This is a genomic window from Bifidobacterium pongonis (genome assembly GCF_019331805.1).
Taxonomy (GTDB): Bacteria; Actinomycetota; Actinomycetes; order Actinomycetales; family Bifidobacteriaceae; genus Bifidobacterium; species Bifidobacterium pongonis.
Window position 1 is genome coordinate 22,842 of the sequence record NZ_JAHBBE010000023.1, and the last position, 18,515, is coordinate 41,356.

An 18,515-nucleotide genomic window follows, 5' to 3' on the forward strand; every position below is an offset into this window, starting at 1 on the left:
GGTTCCGGACAATTGAATCTTCTTCTTCTTCTCTCCTTTCTCTGTTACCCCGGTGGGCTCCTCCCCACCGGGGTTTTCCTTTGTCTGCGCGCTCCCGCCGATCGGATGCCGGCATCAGATGCCGGAATCCGCGTCCACCTGCATCACATAGATATTGCGTCGCAGCGTCTTGGCCTGCGAGCGGGTGATATCGCCGGCCTCAAGCATGTCCTGCACGACGCCGAGCTCAATGCCGTAGCTGTCGCGTTTGATATCGGCCGCCTGATTGGCCGCAGCGGTGCTGCCTTCCATATTCGGGCGCGACTTCAGCGACGCCTCGGCGCGACGGTAGTCGAGGATCAACGCGGAGCAGAATTCCGTATCGTACGTATCCTTGCCCATTTCCTCGCTGAGCCGGTTGATGACGTGATCGATCGCCTCGATCTGCAGCACCTGCATGTGCGCGAAGATCTGATCCTCGCTCACCAGCGGGGTGGTTCTGCGAATACGGTTGGTCGCCCGCTTGAGAATATTGCCCGTCTGATGCTGGAATCGGCGGATACGGCCGCGGATCTGCGACACGGTATGGCCGGATTCCGGGTCGGCCGAAGCGTGACGCAATGAATTCATGATCTGGTCGAGCATGCGTTCGCACGCTTCCAGATTCAGCTCCTGCACGGCCTTGTTGGGATTCGGATGGGCCTTGACCTCGGCCTGCCTGTTGCGCACGAACTCCTTCTCCCAATACAGGGCTTGGAGTTTGAGCTGTTCATAGCCGCGAAGATCGACGATACCGGCCAGCTGCTTCAAACGGCTGATGCGCTTGGTGTACGAGTCGATGACCATGAGCACCGCGCGTCGGTTCTCCGGTGTGATGCGTGTGGTGAGCTCCTCCACCGTGCGTCTCAGCACTTCGATGGTCACCTCGCACATTTCGGACGACGTGTTCTCGGCATGGTTCGGAGCCAGCAGCGGCAGCGTGAAATTGGCCAGCAGCAGCGTCATGACGATCACGCCGGATGCGATGAAGATCAGTTCGTCGCGCATGGGGAATTCGGCGCCCGCGGCAAGCGTGTACGGAATGGTGAACATCAACGACAGGGTGATGGCGCCCTTGGGGCCGCCGAAAGTCATCACTGCGGCGGAACGCCAGCGGTCGGGCGACATCTTGCGGCGTTTGCCGGTTTTGGTGTCACGTGCGATGCGCAGCATGAGCGCCACCCACAGGAATCGAAGCGCGATGACCACCACGGTGACCAGCAGGATCACACTCAACAGCAGCTTGTTGCTCACGCTCGGATCCGACCAGCTGGCCGTCATCGCCCGCGGCAGCAGCATACCCAGCAGAATGAACACCGCGCCGTTCAACGTGAACGACAGCACGCCCCACACGCTGGACGAAACGATGTTCGTACGCGCCACGTTCGGGCCGATGCCGGTACGGTCGAATCTGACCAGCAGGCCGGCAGTGACCACGGAAAGAATGCCGGACACATGGCATTCCTCGGCGCCGATGTACAGCAGAACGGGCAGGAACAATTCCATCAGGATGCGTGTGGTGGTGGTTTCCCAACCCAACGAACGGACGGTTTCGAACACCCAGTTGATGATCAATCCGACCACGAAACCGAATGCCGCGCCGCCGATGAACGAGATGATGAACTTGCCCGTGGCCTCGCCGACGGCGAATTGGCCGGTGATCGCGGCGGAAATGGCGAACTGGAATCCGACGATGCCGGAAGCGTCGTTGAACAGCGACTCGCCTTTGAGCACGCTGCGTTGACGTGTGGTCAGCGAGGCTTCCTTGCCGAGCGATGTCACCGCGACGGCGTCCGTGGGGCCGAGCGCCGCGCCCAGCGCCAGGGCGGCGGCCAGCGGCATGGCCGGCCAGATGGAATGCAGGGCGAAACCGACGGCCGCCATGGTGGCGATGGCCAGTCCGATGGCGAGCGACAGGCTGAGTTTCAGCGTTTTCAGCAGTTCGGATTTGTTGATGTCATGCGCTTCGAGATACAGCAGCGGCGCGATGAACAGCACCATAAACAGTTCCGGGTTCAACTGCACGTCCTGGAAGAACGGCAGCTGGCTGGCAAGAGCCCCCAGCGCGATCTGCACGAGCGGTGTGGAGACCTTGGGAATGAAACGGCTGAGGAACGACGATGCCACGACGATGGCGATGATGCAGAGAATAAGCTCTATGACGGCCACAAGTTTCCTTACCTTGGAGGGACGTTTTCAACAGTACAGAAGGGGCATAAGCAAAACGTTACACGCTCTATGTTCCAGTGGCACCCGCGCTTCGCCATGGGCGGGACGGAAGAGGGGCGAGAGGTGCCGTGCCCGGGTAGACTGTCAGGCATGAACGATGATGAGGCGATGCGCCGCGCGTTGGAATTGGCACGGTATGCGGCGGAGCACGGGGATGTGCCGGTGGGAGCCGTGGTGCTCGACCCTCGTGGGCATATCGCGGGCGAAGGATGGAATACGCGCGAGATCGATGGCGATCCGCTGGCCCATGCGGAAATCGCCGCCATGCGTGAAGCCGCCGAACATGGTTGGAATCTTGCCGATTGCACGCTGGTGGTCACGTTGGAGCCGTGCCCGATGTGTGCCGGGGCATGCGTGCAGACGCATATCGAACGAATCGTGTTCGGGGCGTGGGATGCCAAACTCGGCGCTTGTGGTTCGGTGTGGGATATTCCCCGCGACCCGCATATCGGCCACATGCCTGAAGTGTATGGCGGGGTGCGCGAGGGGGAATGCGCCGGGGTGCTGCGCGAGTTCTTTTCGGGCAAGCGGTAGGAGCCGTTTCCTGCCCGTTATCTGCCGTTGCCCGCCGCTATCCGCGTTTGATGCGCGAAACCAGGCCTGCGGCGGCGGGCGTGATGTTCAGCGCGGTCCAGAAGCATCGGATGCCGATGAACGTCAGGTAGACGATGAACAGATTCGTTCCCATGCGCGGGCTGATCGCGCTGGCGATCAGGGTGCCCAGCGGCGCGGATATCGCGGACACGATGCCGATGATCAGGCCGTCCTTCACGATGACCAGGTTGCGTTTCCGATTCGCCACCGTCGCCGTGATCGAACTGGGGAACATGGCGAGCAGCGACGTGCCGCGGGCGATGAGATCCGATGCGCCGAAGATCAACGACAGCGCGGGAACTGCGATCGATCCGCCGCCGATGCCGAGCAATCCCGCCAATGTGCCGATGAACACTCCGGCCAGCATGATCGCGCATCCGGTCAACGGCGTCAGATGGATCGTCGAATCCCTCGACGGTGTGAAACATATCTGTGAAACGATCACGAACGCCAGAAACACCACATAGAACCAGCGCAGGAACAGTTCGGACAGTTTGGAGAGCAGCCAGCTGCCGATCTGCGATCCGCACATCATGCCGACGGCCATGAGCAGCGCCGCGATCCAGTCGACGTGACCCTCCTGCGCATAGGACACCACGCCGGAGATCGACGTGATGATGATCGCGCAGATGGACGTCGCAGCCGCCTGCCGCTGCGAGAGACCGATCCACACCAGTGCGGGAACGATGACGGTGCCGCCGCCGATGCCGAACATGCCGGAGAACACGCCTGCCGTCAATCCCACGGCCAGCATGATCGTCAACTGTTTGCGTGCACTGCCGTGAATCGCCCTTTGATCGCGGTCGGTCATTGTGCCTCTCATTCCTCCTCTGGATCCTCTGGAAATGCGCGGAGTTCCGCCACTGCGCATTGCTTTCTCGTCGCTTATGCTACATCGATGGAGTCAGGCCGTGCGCCCGTCGCTTCATATCGCATATTCGTCGTGCGTTTGCCGTGCGTTCGTCGATTGCCCACCGCACATTCGCCGCCTGCCGACCGCCCGCGCTCCGCCATCGCGTCAAATAACCGTCAAATAACCGTCAAATAAAAAAACGTTGAAATTCCAACGTTTCTTGCGTTTTGCCCTCCAAAAATCGGGTTACTCGTCAAATAACCGTCAAATAAAGAAACGTTGGAATTTCAACGTTTCTTGTGCTACGCCCCCGAAAAACGGGTCATTTTGTCAAATAGTCGGCGAAAAAAGCGTTAGAAATCCAACGATTCTTGCGTTGTACCCCGGAAAAATCAGGTTACTCGTCAAATAACCGTCAAATAAAAAATCGTTGAAATTCCAACGTTTCTTGCGTTTTGCCCTCCAAAAATCGGGTTACTCGTCAAATAAACCGCAAATACCGCAGGCGGGAAACGGCGGGGCCTCTCGACCGAATTACTTTCCCAAAACAAGAAACACGCTGGAAGCTGGCAAGGAAAGCGCTCCGGCGTAGGATTGGTGACACGAAACCAGTCGTTCAAGAGAAGGATGATGCAATGTCGCGCATTCGTAAGTTCCAAGGCACCGCTTCCGACGGCACCGCACTCACCGGCGTATACGCCGAACAGCCGGAAGCCGATGTGGCGTTCGCGCTCGTGTTCCCCGCCGATGATCTGCCTCGTTTCGTCCATTGGGGCCGTCCGCTCAGCGCACCCGAAACCGTGCTTGGCATGTATGACGCCCAGCGTCCGCAGCGTGTGTCCGGTGCCCTCGACTACACCTCGTACCCGAGCGTGCTGCCGACCCAGTCCGAATCCTGGCTGGGTGCCGATCGTTTCGATGTGCGCCGCGATGGCAGAAAACTGTTCTGCAAGTTCGTGGTCACCGACATCAAGGCAGAGGACGTGCAGGCCGGCAACGCCTACAGCATGGGCGTGAAGGACGGCTACCCGCAGTGGACGGTCAGCGGCACCAAGGTGACGCCGACGGTCGTGGTCACCGCCGAAGACGCCGAACAGGGCGTCGGTCTTGTCTGGACCTGCGAGCTGGATGTCAGCGGCCTGATCAGGCAGCGTGCCGAGGTCATCAACCTTGGCGGCGGGCAGCTTGAAGTGGGCACGGTCGAACTTGCCTACACCGTCCCCGCCGACGCCACGGAAATCCTCACCACCACCGGTCATCATCTGCACGAGCGCTCCCCGCAGCGTCAGCCGCTCACGGTCGGCAGGTTCGAGAAGGTCTCTATGGCCGGCCGCCCGGACTTCGACGCCACGCTGCTGCTGTCCATCGGCGAAACCGGTTTCGGTTTCACGCGCGGCAACGTGTACTCCGCACATGTCGGTTGGAGCGGCAACAGCGTGCTCTCCGCGGAACGTCTGCCCTACACGACCGGTGTGCTCGGCGGCGGCGAAGTGCTGCTCGGCGGCGAAATCGTCCTCGGCGGCGGCGAACGCTACACCACCCCGTGGCTGTACGGTTCCTTCGGCGAAGGCCTCAACGAGGTCGCGGCCCGATTCCATTCCTATATCCGCAACGCGCATCGCGATTGGCGTGCCGAGCATGGCATCGCCGCGAAACCGCGTCCGGTCATCCTGAACACGTGGGAGGCCGTCTACTTCAATCACGATTACGACACCCTCACTGCGCTTGCCGATAAGGCCGTGGAAAGCGGTGTGGAGCGTTTCGTGGTGGATGACGGCTGGTTCGGCTCCCGCCGCGACGACACTTCCGGCTTGGGTGACTGGGAAGTCTCCCAGGAGGTTTGGCCCGATGGGCCGAAGTCGCTCAAGGCGCTTGCCGATTACGTGCACGGCAAGGGGCTGGAATTCGGATTGTGGTTCGAGCCTGAAATGGTCAACCCTGATTCCGACATGTTCCGCAAGCACCCTGATTGGGTGATGAAGCCGACCGCGAACCGTCTGCCGATGCAGGGGCGTACCCAGCAGGTCGTGGATCTGACCAATCCGGACGCCTTCGATTACGTCTACGGTGCGATGGATAAGCTTGTCGGCGAGCTTGGCATCGACTACATCAAGTGGGATCACAACAAGCTCGTCACCGAGGAAGTCTCCCCGCGCACCGGTCGCCCCGCGGCGCATGCGCAGACTCTTGCCGTCTACAGGATCTTCCATGATCTCAAGGCCGCGCATCCCGGTCTGGAAATCGAAAGCTGCTCCTCCGGTGGCGGTCGTATCGACGTCGGCATTCTCGAACTCGCCGACCGCGTGTGGGTGTCCGATTGCGTCGATCCGGTCGAACGTGCCGATATCCAGCGTTACACGTCGCTGCTGGTCCCGCCCGAGATGATGGGTGAGCATGTCGGTGACAGCCCCGCCCATTCCACCCACCGCGCCACCTCTCAGGAGATGCGCATGGCCATGGCGTTCTTCGGCCATATGGGCATCGAATGGAATCTGCTCAAGCAGCCACAGGAGGATATCGACAAGCTGCACGAGTGGGTGACCGAGTTCAAGAAGCATCGTGAATGGTTCGCGGTCGACACGGTGGTGCATTCCGATGCCGCTGATCCCGCGGTGCGTGTGGACGGTTGCGTCATGCCCGACAAGGCCGCCGCCATCTACCGTTTCACCCAGCTGACCACGTCGCAGACCTATCCGGCCGCTCCGGTGCGCCTGCCCGGTCTCGATCCGGACAAGGTGTACGAGGTTTCGCCGCTTGATGTGAGCCTCGACTTGGCTGGTCAGGATATCGGCAACGGGCAGAGCCTGCTGGGCTGGTGGTCCGCCGATGGCGTGAAGATGACCGGTCGCGCGCTTGCCACGTACGGCATCCGTCCGCCGGCATTGCATCCGGCGCAGGCGGTCCTGTTCAAGGTGGTTGCGATCTGATCGGCGAAAATCGTTGAATATTGGTAAACGGCGGAGCGTGCATGGTATCGTGCACGCCCCGCCGTTGTCGTAGTGGCATATGTGGGCTATGCGGTCCTATCCGCCACTCCCCTGTTATTCGATATGGCTTACGATCGCGCGCGTCGCCGCCGCTTTCGCCCATAGCGACCAATCGTGGTCGATGATTTCGAACTGTACCGGCGCGGCCTGATTATGCCGGTACATCTTGATGCCGTCGCGTAGTGCACTGATGCCGCGTTGCGCGATGAACGCCGATTCGCCGGCGATCATGATCTTCTCGGGCATCGCGATATTGGAGATGATCGCGATGAGCGTTCCCAGCCGGAAGCAAGTGCGGTCCACGAGTTTCGTCGCCTGCGGTACGCCGTCGTACGCGTCGCGTTCGAAATCGCCGAACGTGACCGCACGGCCCATCATCTGCGAATATTCGTCCGCGATGGAATCGTTGCTCAGGCATTGCGAGCATCCCCGGTGGCCGGAAGTGCAGATCGGTCCGTTCGGGTCCAGTGGGATGTGTCCCACCAAGCCGTAGCTTTTGTCCGCGCATTCGACGAGTTTGCCATGTGTCGCCAGCGAATAGCCTACGCCCGCGCCTATGGTCAGTGCGGCGAAACTGTCCAGGCCTACGCCGGGGCCGAACCAGCAGGCGTCCACCAGTATCGAATCGATGTCGTTGTATATGCCGGTGGGTAATCCGGTGGCGTAGGTGACCATGCGTGAAAGGTTCACGTCGTTCTCCCACATGAGGAACGGCGCGAAGGTGACCGTGGTGTCGTGTTCCACATGCCCGCCGATGGTGATGCCGATGGCGCAGGGTGCGGGCAGGCCGTTCGTCACGGCTTCGACCGAGCAGTCCCGGACCAGTTCGGCGATGGTTTCGACCACCGCTTCCGGTGAAGCGTCGTCGATGGATTGCTCATGGCATCCGGTGACGATATGGCTTCCCGCGTCGGTGGCGACCGCAGTGGCCAGCGTGCCGCTGAGCTTGATGCCGATGAAGGTTTTCAGTCTGGCGTTCAGTTTGAGTCCGGTCTGCGGTCTGCCTCGCCGCTCCGTGTTGCCTTTGGCTGCGAATTCCTTGGGAAGTCTGGGGGATGTTTCGTTCGGGTCGGCTTCGGCGATGACGCCTTCGTGGAGAAGATCGCTGGTGATGCGCGATACCGCACCTTGCGACAGGCCAAGGAGCTGCGAAAGCGCGATGCGCGATACCGGCCCGTACTTCGTGATGCAGGCCGCTACCTGATGCGTGTATTTGGATCCCTCGAACCATTGAGGGATGGGATGTGTCACCATAGACTGCTCTCTCCTATTTTCTATCCTCGGGTAATTAATTATTGGCGTCAGAGTTGACAAGAGGCGCCGATGGTTCTACCGGTGAGACGGGCGAATCTCGGCATGTGCGCTCGACGTGTGTTCAACATGGCGTTATACCGCCGTTTGCGAGCGTTGAAGCGATTTGTGGTCGGATGCTGCGAATATATGCCCCCATACCATGCCCCCGTTGTTGATGAAAACCATTTTTTAGACAAAACCTTGTATAATGTTGAATACAACAGGGTTGCAACTCTATAGGCAAGACCTGGGCTGGCGTTTGTCGCGCCAGCTCGGGTCTTTTTCGTATTTCGGCAAAGACGCCACGAGAGAAAGGATTGGATATGGCTACGAAGAGCGGCTCTTCGTCGGCAAAGACCGCAACGGCGGCCCGGCGACCAGCGCGTGAAGTCGGCGGAAACGGAGGAGGCGGGAATACCCCCGCGCGTTCCCCGTTGAACAACGCCTTCATTTTCGTGTTCGGCGCATTGGGAGGCATGCTGTTCGGCTTCGACACCGGCATCATTTCCGGCGTATCCCCGCTGGTCGAAGAGGAATTCCGACTGAATGTCGCCCAAACGGGCTTCATTACATCATCGGTGCTCATCGGCTCCTGCATCGGCGCACTGTCGATCGGATCGCTTTCCGACCGATTCGGGCGCAAGAAACTGCTTATCGTCTCCGCGATCCTGTTCCTGCTGGGATCCGGTTTGTGCGCGGCGGCCACCGGTTTCACGATGATGGTCATCGCCCGCATCATCCTCGGCCTGGCCGTCGGCGCCGCGTCCGCGCTCACCCCGGCATACCTCGCCGAACTTGCGCCGAAGGAACGGCGAGGATCATTGTCCACGCTGTTCCAGCTCATGATCACCTTCGGTATCCTGCTGGCCTACGCGTCCAACCTTGGTTTCCTTGGTCACAACATCGCCGGCATCCGCGATTGGCGATGGATGCTCGGCTCGGCGCTGATCCCCTCGGCGCTGCTGCTGATCGGCGGCCTGCTGCTTCCCGAATCCCCGCGCTACCTGATCAGCAAGGGCGATGACCGCACCGCCCTCAAGGTGCTTACGATGATCCGCAAGGATGCCAATCAGGCGCAGGTGAAGGACGAACTCGACGAGATCAAGGACGTCGCCTCGCATGGCACCAAGGGCGGTGTTGGCGAACTGTTCCGCATCGCACGTCCCGCATTGGTCGCGGCGGTCGGCCTGATGCTCTTCCAGCAGCTCGTCGGCATCAACTCGGTGATCTACTTCCTGCCGCAGGTGTTCATCAAAGGCTTCCACTTCCCCGAAAGCCACGCCATCTGGGTGTCCGTGGGCATCGGCGTCGTGAACTTCGGCGCGACCATCGTCGCCACCCTCATCATGGACAAGTTCCCGCGCAAGAAGCTGCTGACGTTCGGTTCGGTGGTGATGGCCGTGTCGCTGGCCGCGATGACCGCGTTGAACTACATGGGCGATGTGTCGAAGCTCGCCGTGCCCACCATGGTGCTGATCGGCGTATATATCCTCGGCTTCGCCACGTCCTGGGGGCCGATCGCCTGGGTCATGATCGGCGAGATCTTCCCGCTGTCCGTGCGCGGTATCGGCACGTCCTTCGGTTCCGCGGCCAACTGGCTGGGTAATTTCATCGTCTCCCAGTTCTTCCTGGTGCTGCTGTCGATGTTCCACAACAATGTCGGCGGCCCGTTCGCGGTATTCGCGGTGTTTGCGGTCCTGTCCATCCCGTTCGTGGCATGTTTCGTGCCGGAAACCAAGGGCAAGTCCTTGGAGGAAATCGAACGGTCCATGGTCAAGCGGTAGTCGGTTCGTAGGTTCGACCCGCTGACCTGCAGGCGCCCGTCGACGGCCATTGCGTCGACGGGCGCCTTTCTATTTTCTTTCCGTTGATAAGAAAATTGCCGTTGTTTTGTTGCGACACGAGCGGCGATGCAAAAACTGGGAATGAAAAGTGAACTCGGTTAATCTAAAAAGCAGGGTTGCGGCAAGGAAGCTGCAGCACAAGGAAGGAAAGGGTTGATTATGAGAGTGCGATCTCGTATAAACCATGGAAATTGGCGTCGTGCGGTTCGTCGCGCGGCGACCGCCGTCTGCGTGACGGCAATGGGCTTGGGGATGGCCGGTTGCGGCACCTCCAACGCCGGTACGGTAACACTGGATTTCTTCCAATTCAAGGCCGAAGCCGCCGACTGGTTCACGGCGAAGGCCCGCGAATTCGAGAAGACGCATCCCGATATCAAAATCAATGTCAATAATTCCTCCGACGCGACCACCGATCTGCGGACCCGTCTCGTGAAGAACCGCGAGCCCGACGTCATCACGGTCAACGGCGACATCAATTTCGGTATGTTGGCCGAAGCGGGTGTGTTCCATGATTTCACCGATGATGAGATCGTGGACGAGCTCAATCCGGGCATGGTGAAAATCGCCAAGAGCCTGGTGCAGACCACCGATCAGTCGAAGAAGCGACTGTACGCGATTCCTTACGCGGGTAACGCAAGCGGATACATCATCAACGCCGACGTATGGGAGGCGGCAGGCGAGGATCCGGACAATCCGCCGCAGACCTGGAGCGAATTCGTTTCGCTGCTCAAGCGGTTCAAGGCCAAGGGCGTCGTACCGATCGAAGCCAGCACCGGCGACCCGTGGACCATCCAGGCGCCGCTGTCGTCACTGAACTCCACGCTCGTTCCCGAAAGCGAATATTCGCATCTTCGCGACGGTTCGAAAACCTTCAACGACCTGTGGGATCCGGTCAGCGACAAGCTGGTCGAAATCTACCAGAACTACACGCAGAAGAACCCTGCGGTCACCTACCAGCAGGCGACCCAGGACATCGCAGCAGGCAAGGCGGCCATCCTGCCGCTGGGCACCTACGCCATTCCGCAGATTCGTCTGATCAACAAGAACGCCAACCTGCGATTCGCCCAAATGCCGGCCACGGACAACGTCAAGGAGCAGCAGCTCACCGCAGGCGATGACGTGATGCTGACCATGGGCGCGCACACCAAGCATGAGAAGGAGGCGCGCGAATTCGTGGACTTCCTGATGAGCGAGGAGAACGTCAAGGACTACTCCAAGCAGCAGTCGGCATTCTCCCCGTACAAGGACACGTATGTCGGCGACGAGGCGCTCAACGGCGTGCTGTCGTTCTACAAGGCGGGCAAGCTCACCGATTTCTGCGATCACTACGTTCCGGCCAGCATCAATATCGCCGGATTCCTGCAGACGCTGATCCAGACGGGCAATAAAGCCAAGTTCCTGAGCAGCATGCAAAGCGAATACGACAAGATCGAAGCCAGAAACTTCAGATGAGAGGAGGGAACGAAATGACTGGCAAAGCAACATCGGCGACGAAGCCGAAGAAGGTTTCCAAGTATTCGAAGCGCAAGGTGGATCCGGCCTTCTATTGGATGACGGTTCCCGCGGCGATCCTGGTGGCCGCATTCCTGTACTGGCCGTTCCTTCAGGGAGCCGCGTACTCGTTCACCAACTCCCAGGGGTATGGTGATTTCAAGTTCATTGGATTCAAGAACTACATCGCCATGTTCCAGGATGCGCGCGTGGGTCACGCCTACGTGTTCACGATCTTCATCGCGATCCTGATCACCCTCGGCACGAATCTCATCGGCATGTTCCTCGCGGTACTGCTGAACTCCAAGATCGCGTTCAAGAACGGGTTCCGCGCGATCTTCTTCATCCCCTACACCCTGTCCGTGCTGGTCATCGGCTACGTCTTCAAGTACATCTTCATGACGCCGCTGCCCGCGCTCGGCCAGGCATTGCATATCGATTGGCTATCCACGTCGATGATCTCCGATCCGAACCTCGCCTGGTTCCCGATCGTGTTCCTGTCGATCTGGCAGGGCGTGGCGTATTCCACGCTGCTGTACCTGGCCGGTCTGCAGACCATTGACAACGAGATCTACGAGGCTGCGGCCATCGACGGCGTGAGCCCCTGGCAGAACTTCTGGCAGATCACTTTCCCGCTGATCGGACCCTTCGTGACGATCAACATGGTGCTCAGCCTGAAGAACTCCCTCGGTGCGTTCGATCAGGTCATGGCATTGACCAAGGGCGGACCGGATTCCAAGACCGAAACCGTGTCCTACCTGATTTTCCAAAACGGTCTTGGCAACGGCGAGTACTCCTACCAGATGGCGAATGCGGTCACGTTCTTCATCGTGCTGGCGGTTCTCGCGTTCGTGCAGCTGAAGTTCTTCAGCGGCAAGGAAAAGGTCTGAAAGGAAGAGGCGATTATCATGACTTCCGCACATGCTTCGATTGCGACCAAGAATTCCGCGAACACCACCAAATACCGCAAGGACCACAACATCAACTGGTGGCTTACCGCGGCTGTGGCGGTGCTCAGTCTCACCGTGCTGGTGCCGTTGTATTTCACCGTCGTCACCGCGCTGAAAACCCCGGGCGAGGCGGGTACCTTCACCCTGCCCACCACATGGGAATGGCATAATTTCGTCGACGCATGGAATAAGGTCAACTACCCGAAGGCCGCGCTCAACTCCGCCATCATCACCGTGTGCGCCGTGGTGCTCACCCTGCTGACGAACACCTTCGTGGCCTACGCCGTCGCGAGGAACATGGATAAGCGGTTCTTCCGTTTCCTGTACTACTTCTTCCTCGCCATGATGTTCGTGCCGTTCACCGTAATCATGCTGCCGATCGCCAAGGAAATGGGCTCGCTGCATCTCGACAACCAGCTTGGCCTGATCATCCTGTACACGATTCTCGGCATCGGTTCCAACCTGTTCATCGCCATCGGTTTCATCCGTTCGATACCGGTGTCGTTGGAGGAGGCCGCACGTATCGACGGCGCTTCGACCTGGCGTATCTTCTGGACGGTGATTTTCCCGTTGATGGGTCCCATCAATGCCACGATCGCCATCCTGACCGCACTGTGGGCGTGGAATGACTTCCTGCTGCCGCTGATCACCCTGACCGATCAGAGCAATCAGACCATTCCGTTGGCGCAGTACGTGTTCCAAAGCCAGTTCACGTCGAACTACCCGATGGCCTTCGCCTCCTACCTGATGGCTATGGCCCCGGTCCTCATCGTCTACGTCTTCGCCCAAAAGTGGGTCGTCGGAGGAGTAATGAGGGGCGCGGTGAAGTAGTGGAAAGCCCTGTGGGCTTTCCACTCACCGCGCCGAGCGGCTGTGCCGCGAGGTGATGTTGAGTCCGCGCGTAGCGCGGTCCGAAATGGCTGGGCTCCGTTAAGTGAACAGTCCTGTGGACTGTTCATAGGCTCCCCCTGAGCGAGGCGGTAGCCGAGCGAAGGCAGCAGATAGGCGGCCGTAGGCCGTCCTCTTTCCTGCCGCATTGAACGGATGGGCTGCGGAACAGAGATTCTGTGGGCTTTCCGCTCACCGCGCCGAACGGGACGAGCCGTTAAACGGAGAGCCCTGTGGGCTCTCCGTAGGCGAGCCGAGCAGCTGTGCTGCGAGGTGGAATCCCGCGAGGAAACAGATAGTCCGCGCGTAGCGCGGTCCGTTTCCACTGGCCGCTGAATCAACAACGCCACCCGCCATACCCCACCCCAAGGTCGGTGGAATCCACTCGTTGGGTTCCGCCGACCGTTTTGCTTTTCGAAACGTTCGAAACGGCCACGCCACGTATGGTCAACGGTGGGGGTCTTGTCTAGGATGGGGAGCGGTAACACCGAATAAGCAAAGGAAAGCAAAGGAGCTTAACAATGACATCGCTTAATCGTCCGCAGCTGCCGGACACCGTGCGTACCAACGGTGCCACTCCCAACCCGTGGTGGACGAATGCCGTGGTCTATCAGATTTACCCGCGCTCGTTCCAGGACACCAACGGCGACGGTGTCGGTGATCTGAAGGGCATCACCAGCAGACTTGATTATCTTGCCGATCTCGGTGTGGATGTGCTGTGGCTCTCCCCCGTATACAAGTCCCCGCAGGATGACAACGGCTACGATATTTCCGATTATCAGGACATCGATCCGCTGTTCGGCACGCTTGACGACATGGACGAACTGCTTGCCGAAGCGCATAAGCGTGGTCTTAAGGTTGTGATGGATCTGGTCGTCAACCATACTTCCGACGAGCATGCCTGGTTCCAGGCGTCCCGCGACAAGAATGATCCGCATGCGGATTGGTATTGGTGGCGTCCCGCCAAGCCGGGCCATGAACCGGGCACTCCGGGTGCGGAACCGAATCAGTGGGGTTCCTATTTCGGCGGTTCCGCGTGGGAATACGATCCGAAGCGTGGCGAATACTTCTTCCACCAGTATTCCAAGAAGCAGCCTGACCTTAACTGGGAGAATCCGGAGGTGCGTAAGGCCGTCTACAAGATGATGAACTGGTGGATGGATCGCGGTATCGACGGTTTCCGTATGGATGTGATCACCCAGATTTCCAAGGTCGTGGATGCCAATGGCAAGCTGCCGGGTGAGGATGGCAGCCTGATCGCCGACGATCCGGTTGGTCCGGAAGGCTATTCCAGCCCGTTCCCCTTCTGCTCCGATGGCCCGCGCGTCGACGAGTTCCTTGCGGAAATGCGTCGTGAGGTTTTCGAAGGCCGTGAGGGCTTCATGAACGTGGGTGAGGCGCCTGGCGTCACGCCCGAGCGCAACGAGCACATCACCGATCCTGCCAATGGCGAGCTGGATATGATGTTCCAGTTCAACCATGTCGGCATCGACCAGTCCGGTTCGAAGTGGGATACCGTGCCGTTCAAGGTGGTGAATCTGCGCCGCGAACTGGCTGAACAGCAGCAGGCTGTGGCCAATGTGGGTTGGGCCAGCCTCTTCTTCTGCAATCATGATCAGCCTCGCGTCGTCTCCCGTTGGGGCGATGACTCCACGGAGGCGTCCCGCGTCGCTTCGGCGAAGGCGTTCGCGCTGCTGCTGCACATGCATCGTGGCACGCCGTATGTGTATCAGGGCGAGGAGTTGGGCATGACCAACGCCCACTTCACTTCGCTCGACCAGTATCGTGATCTGGAAGCGTTGAACGCGTACCGTCAGCGCGTCGAGGAAGCCAAGGTTCAGTCCCCCGAGTCCATGATGGACGCTTTGGCTCTTATCGGCCGCGATAACGCGCGTACGCCCATGCAGTGGGATGCCTCCACGTTTGCTGGTTTCACCGCCGAGGATGCGCCTACCGAGCCTTGGATCAGCGTGAATCCGAACCATGCCGAGGTGAATGCCGAGCGTCAGGTCGACGATCCGGATTCCGTGTTCGCCTTCTACAAGCGTCTGATCGCGCTGCGTCACAGCAATCCTGTTATCGCGGCGGGTACGTGGACTCTGGTGGATGCCGGCGACGAGCATGTGTATGCGTTCACCCGCAAACTGAACGGCACTACGCTGCTTACGATGGTCAACCTGTCCGGCGATCGCGTGGTCATTCCGTCTGAGAGCGCCGCGCTGGTGGCTTCCGGTGTTTCCGAGCCTCAGATCGTCGTCTCCACTCATGGTGCAAGCCATGCGGTGGTTTCCTTGGCGAATGGCGAGCTGAGCGCCTGGGAAGGCATCGTCGTCGAATTGTGACGAATGACGATATCTGCCGAACGGCCATAACGCGGTCGCTGCAACTGTTGCAACGCGGCAGTCGTGGCGTAATGGCCGTGTGAACCGTCGAGCGCCCGGAGTGAGGGAATATCCCTTATTCCGGGCGTTTTGTTCTCCTCATCGGGTGAGAAGCGGTTTGCCCAATGACAGGAGCGACTCCTACAATGCCGGTTATGGAACAAAAGGACGTACTGAAAGCGCTGCAGCGTGACCATGCAGCCGAGCTGAAACTCGCAGCGAAGCGTTTGGAAGGCACCGCACGCCACACCGAAATCATCCCCTCCCCCGTACTGAGTGAAATGACGGGGCATGAGATTCTTCTGAAGCCTGAGAACCTGCAGGTCACCGGTTCGTTCAAGATCCGCGGCGCATACAACAAGATCGCCTCCCTGAGCGAGGAAGAGCTCGCTCACGGCATCGTCACCGCATCCGCGGGCAATCACGCTCAGGGTGTGGCTTACGCGGCCCGTGAGCGTGGCGCGAAGGCCACGATCTGCATGCCGACCATCACTCCCCCGCTGAAGGTGGATGCCACCAAGGCGTACGGCGCCGACGTCGTGCTGTACGGCGACGTGTTCGATGAGGCGGCGGCCCATGCGGCCGAACTTGCCGAAAGAGACGGCATGATCTACGTTCCGCCGTTCGACGACTACGAGGTGCTGTGCGGTCAGGGAACCATCGGTCTGGAGATTCTCGAGGATGTCCCCAACGTCACCGATGTCGTCGTCCCGCTGGGCGGTGGCGGCCTTGGCGCCGGTGTCGCGCTGGCCATCAAGACCTTCAAGCCGGAAGTGCGCGTGATCGGCGCTATCCCGGAGGGCTCCCCCGCATTCAAGAATTCGTTCGCCGCAGGCCACGTCGTGCCCGCCGACCAGGTGGTCACTTCCGCCGAAGGCGTCGCAGTCAAGCATCCTGGCGATCTTACGTTCGCGCTGCTGAACGAGTTCCTTGACGATCTGGTGACCGTCAGCGAACGTGATATCAACGAGATGATCCTGCTGATGCTCGAAAAGCACAAGCTTGTGGTCGAAGCCGCCGGTGCCGTGTCGCTGGCCGCTTTGGAGCATCTCAACCTGCGTTCCCACAAGTTCGCTTCCGCTCCCGGACCGCATGTGGTGGTTCCGATCATGTCTGGCGGCAATATCGATACCGTCACGATCGGCGCCGTGATTCAGAAGGGTATGATCGCCCGCGGCCGCATCATGAATTTCGAGGTCGAACTGCCGGATACTCCGGGTCAGCTGGTGAAGGTCGCGTCGCTGCTCGCACGCGAACGTGCCAATGTCATCGCGCTGGATCACGATCAGTTCAAGGCTTCCGGCCATTACACCAACGCGGTGTCGTTGGGCGTGACCGTGGAAACCAATGGTCCGGATCATATCGAGCGTATTCTCGCCGCGCTGAAGGCCGAAGGATTCCAGCCCAAGCGCATTTACTGATTTCGGCTGTATAAGCCAGGAAGGGCCGCGATTCGTATTTGAATCGCGGCCCTTCCGCGTTTAACGGTGTGTGCCCCGCTCAGCTGTTTGCGGCGATGGTTTCGTCCACCAGTTCGGGCAGTGCGACGGCGATATCGTCGTGGATCAGCCTGATGGCCAGACGGTCGTACTGCGTGCGTCCCATATTCATGATGGTGATCGGTACGCCGGCTTGTGCTGCGACCGGTACGATGCTCGCTGCCGGCATCACTTCCAGCGTCGATCCGATGACCCACAGTTCGTCCGCTTGCGTGGCCAGTCGATACGACTTTTCCATCGCGCCGTCCGGCAGTGCCTCGCCGAAATACACCACGTCGGTTTTGATCAACCCGTTGCATGGCATATCACCGCTGTATGGCAGTTTGCGGTGGCAGTGCGGATCTGGTTCCTCGTCCAGTCGGTTCATGATGTCGCTTGTGTCGTATTTCTGATGGCATTTCATGCAATGGGAGGTGCCGATGGTGCCGTGCAAGTTCACGATGATGTCGGGGCTGTTGCCTGCCTTCTCATGCAGCGCATCGAAGTTCTGCGTGGCCAGCAGTGTCAGCATACCGGCCTGTTCGAGCTTGACCAGCGCCTTGTGGGCCGTGCCGGGCTGTGCGTTCCACACCGGCGACTCCTTCTGCCAACGCCAGGAGTATTCACGGTCCTCCTCATTGGCCATGAACGCGTCGATGTCGTACACGTTCATCTGTTCGGGGTGTTTGGTCCAGACGCCGTCCGGGCCGCGGAAATCCGGAATGCCGGCTGAGGTGGAGATGCCGGCGCCTGTCAATACTGCGATTTTCTTCGTCATGGCTCTCACCCTACGCCTGATTTGATGTGTGTGATGTGCGTGAGTACGAAAGATGGAGTGCGACACGCCGTGTCCGTGGGTTTTCCGCCCCGTTTCGCGTGGCTGTTCGTGTGTTTTGTCCGGTTCGGCCCTGTTCCGTCCCGTTTTCGACACGCCGACGAACCTTAGTGTTTCCAATGGTTCGCGGGTGGTTTGCGTGGTCCGGGTTTGCGTGGGTTCGGGTTTTGGTGTAGGTTTTTCTCTTGCTGCTCGGCGCGGCGCGGTTCCCCTCCTGAAGGGCGGATGGTTCCGGGTCGGTGCGGTGGTGGTTTGAGAACTCAAGAGCGTGTTTGTACTACTTCTTTATAGTCAATGATTGCCAGTCCGTCCACGGCCCGCGCGTTTGGCGTGCGGGTGCCGGGAAGCCGGTTGAACGGGGCGGGGTTTGAGCGGACAGCGCCGTTTTCCTTAAAACGGCTTGTTCAATTTCTATTTTGTTTTGAGAGTCATCTATTCGATGTCTTTCCATGAAGTTTTTTGTGGAGGGTTCGATTCTGGCTCAGGATGAACGCTGGCGGCGTGCTTAACACATGCAAGTCGAACGGGATCCAGGCAGCTTGCTGCCTGGTGAGAGTGGCGAACGGGTGAGTAATGCGTGACCGACCTGCCCCATACACCGGAATAGCTCCTGGAAACGGGTGGTAATGCCGGATGCTCCGGGCCATCGCATGGTGGTTCGGGAAAGATTGTAT

Annotated in this window: 12 protein-coding genes and 1 rRNA gene; 9 read left to right on the plus strand and 4 right to left on the minus strand. The window is 59.6% G+C overall.

Annotated elements, in window-relative coordinates:
• Positions 1–114: 114 nt before the first annotated feature.
• Positions 115–2,187 (minus strand): cation:proton antiporter, encoded by a 2,073-nt coding sequence (locus KIH75_RS06730; RefSeq protein ID WP_219055993.1) that lies wholly within the window; start codon positions 2,185–2,187, stop codon positions 115–117.
• Positions 2,188–2,337: 150 nt separating this feature from the next.
• Between KIH75_RS06730 and KIH75_RS06735 the strand changes: the two genes are divergently transcribed.
• Complete coding sequence (locus KIH75_RS06735) at positions 2,338–2,781, plus strand: nucleoside deaminase (protein WP_219055994.1); 444 nt, start codon at positions 2,338–2,340, stop codon at positions 2,779–2,781.
• A gap of 37 nt (positions 2,782–2,818) precedes the next feature.
• On the opposite strand, the gene KIH75_RS06740 is transcribed toward KIH75_RS06735, so the two are convergent.
• A complete protein-coding gene (locus tag KIH75_RS06740) occupies positions 2,819–3,652 on the minus strand; it encodes a sulfite exporter TauE/SafE family protein (protein ID WP_219055995.1) in 834 nt (277 codons plus the stop codon).
• Between the two features lie 677 nt (positions 3,653–4,329).
• Here KIH75_RS06740 and KIH75_RS06745 point away from each other — a divergent pair.
• A complete protein-coding gene (locus tag KIH75_RS06745; RefSeq protein WP_219055996.1) occupies positions 4,330–6,621 on the plus strand; it encodes an alpha-galactosidase in 2,292 nt (763 codons plus the stop codon).
• Between the two features lie 114 nt (positions 6,622–6,735).
• Here KIH75_RS06745 and KIH75_RS06750 read toward each other — a convergent pair whose 3' ends face one another.
• Entirely contained in the window at positions 6,736–7,935 is a 1,200-nt protein-coding gene (locus KIH75_RS06750) for an ROK family transcriptional regulator (RefSeq protein ID WP_219055997.1), read from the minus strand.
• Between the two features lie 362 nt (positions 7,936–8,297).
• Here KIH75_RS06750 and KIH75_RS06755 point away from each other — a divergent pair, with 362 nt between their 5' ends.
• The 6 genes from KIH75_RS06755 to ilvA all read left to right on the plus strand — a co-directional run bounded on the left by KIH75_RS06755 (position 8,298) and on the right by ilvA (position 16,949).
• Positions 8,298–9,758, plus strand: a complete 1,461-nt coding sequence (locus KIH75_RS06755; RefSeq protein ID WP_219055998.1) for a sugar porter family MFS transporter — start codon at positions 8,298–8,300, stop codon at positions 9,756–9,758.
• A gap of 219 nt (positions 9,759–9,977) precedes the next feature.
• On the plus strand, positions 9,978–11,270 hold the full coding sequence (locus KIH75_RS06760; protein WP_219055999.1) for an ABC transporter substrate-binding protein: 1,293 nt from the start codon (positions 9,978–9,980) through the stop codon (positions 11,268–11,270).
• Between the two features lie 14 nt (positions 11,271–11,284).
• A complete protein-coding gene (locus KIH75_RS06765; RefSeq protein WP_219056000.1) occupies positions 11,285–12,199 on the plus strand; it encodes a carbohydrate ABC transporter permease in 915 nt (304 codons plus the stop codon).
• An 18-nt stretch (positions 12,200–12,217) separates the two neighbouring features.
• Positions 12,218–13,090, plus strand: a complete 873-nt coding sequence (locus KIH75_RS06770) for a carbohydrate ABC transporter permease (RefSeq protein WP_219056001.1) — start codon at positions 12,218–12,220, stop codon at positions 13,088–13,090.
• A gap of 578 nt (positions 13,091–13,668) precedes the next feature.
• Positions 13,669–15,489 (plus strand): glycoside hydrolase family 13 protein, encoded by a 1,821-nt coding sequence (locus KIH75_RS06775; RefSeq protein ID WP_219056002.1) that lies wholly within the window; start codon positions 13,669–13,671, stop codon positions 15,487–15,489.
• Positions 15,490–15,683: 194 nt separating this feature from the next.
• Positions 15,684–16,949: a threonine ammonia-lyase gene (gene ilvA, locus KIH75_RS06780; protein WP_219056003.1), complete on the plus strand. Its 1,266-nt coding sequence runs from the start codon at positions 15,684–15,686 to the stop codon at positions 16,947–16,949.
• A gap of 79 nt (positions 16,950–17,028) precedes the next feature.
• On the opposite strand, the gene KIH75_RS06785 is transcribed toward ilvA, so the two are convergent.
• Positions 17,029–17,784: a Sir2 family NAD-dependent protein deacetylase gene (locus KIH75_RS06785; RefSeq protein ID WP_219056004.1), complete on the minus strand. Its 756-nt coding sequence runs from the start codon at positions 17,782–17,784 to the stop codon at positions 17,029–17,031.
• Between the two features lie 515 nt (positions 17,785–18,299).
• On the opposite strand from KIH75_RS06785, the gene KIH75_RS06790 reads away from it, so the two are divergent.
• Positions 18,300–18,515: ribosomal RNA gene (locus KIH75_RS06790) — 16S ribosomal RNA — on the plus strand; the annotation flags it as partial.

Excerpts from the sequence above, each read along its gene's own strand:
- KIH75_RS06765 (WP_219056000.1), top strand. The coding sequence starts at position 11,285 with ATGACTGGCAAAGCAACATCGGCGACGAAGCCGAAGAAGGTTTCCAAG.
- KIH75_RS06760 (WP_219055999.1), top strand. The coding sequence starts at position 9,978 with ATGAGAGTGCGATCTCGTATAAACCATGGAAATTGGCGTCGTGCGGTT.
- KIH75_RS06735 (WP_219055994.1), top strand. The coding sequence starts at position 2,338 with ATGAACGATGATGAGGCGATGCGCCGCGCGTTGGAATTGGCACGGTAT.
- KIH75_RS06740 (WP_219055995.1), bottom strand. The coding sequence starts at position 3,652 with ATGACCGACCGCGATCAAAGGGCGATTCACGGCAGTGCACGCAAACAG.
- KIH75_RS06755 (WP_219055998.1), top strand. The coding sequence starts at position 8,298 with ATGGCTACGAAGAGCGGCTCTTCGTCGGCAAAGACCGCAACGGCGGCC.
- KIH75_RS06745 (WP_219055996.1), top strand. The coding sequence starts at position 4,330 with ATGTCGCGCATTCGTAAGTTCCAAGGCACCGCTTCCGACGGCACCGCA.
- ilvA (WP_219056003.1), top strand. The coding sequence starts at position 15,684 with ATGGAACAAAAGGACGTACTGAAAGCGCTGCAGCGTGACCATGCAGCC.
- KIH75_RS06770 (WP_219056001.1), top strand. The coding sequence starts at position 12,218 with ATGACTTCCGCACATGCTTCGATTGCGACCAAGAATTCCGCGAACACC.
- KIH75_RS06750 (WP_219055997.1), bottom strand. The coding sequence starts at position 7,935 with ATGGTGACACATCCCATCCCTCAATGGTTCGAGGGATCCAAATACACG.
- KIH75_RS06785 (WP_219056004.1), bottom strand. The coding sequence starts at position 17,784 with ATGACGAAGAAAATCGCAGTATTGACAGGCGCCGGCATCTCCACCTCA.
- KIH75_RS06775 (WP_219056002.1), top strand. The coding sequence starts at position 13,669 with ATGACATCGCTTAATCGTCCGCAGCTGCCGGACACCGTGCGTACCAAC.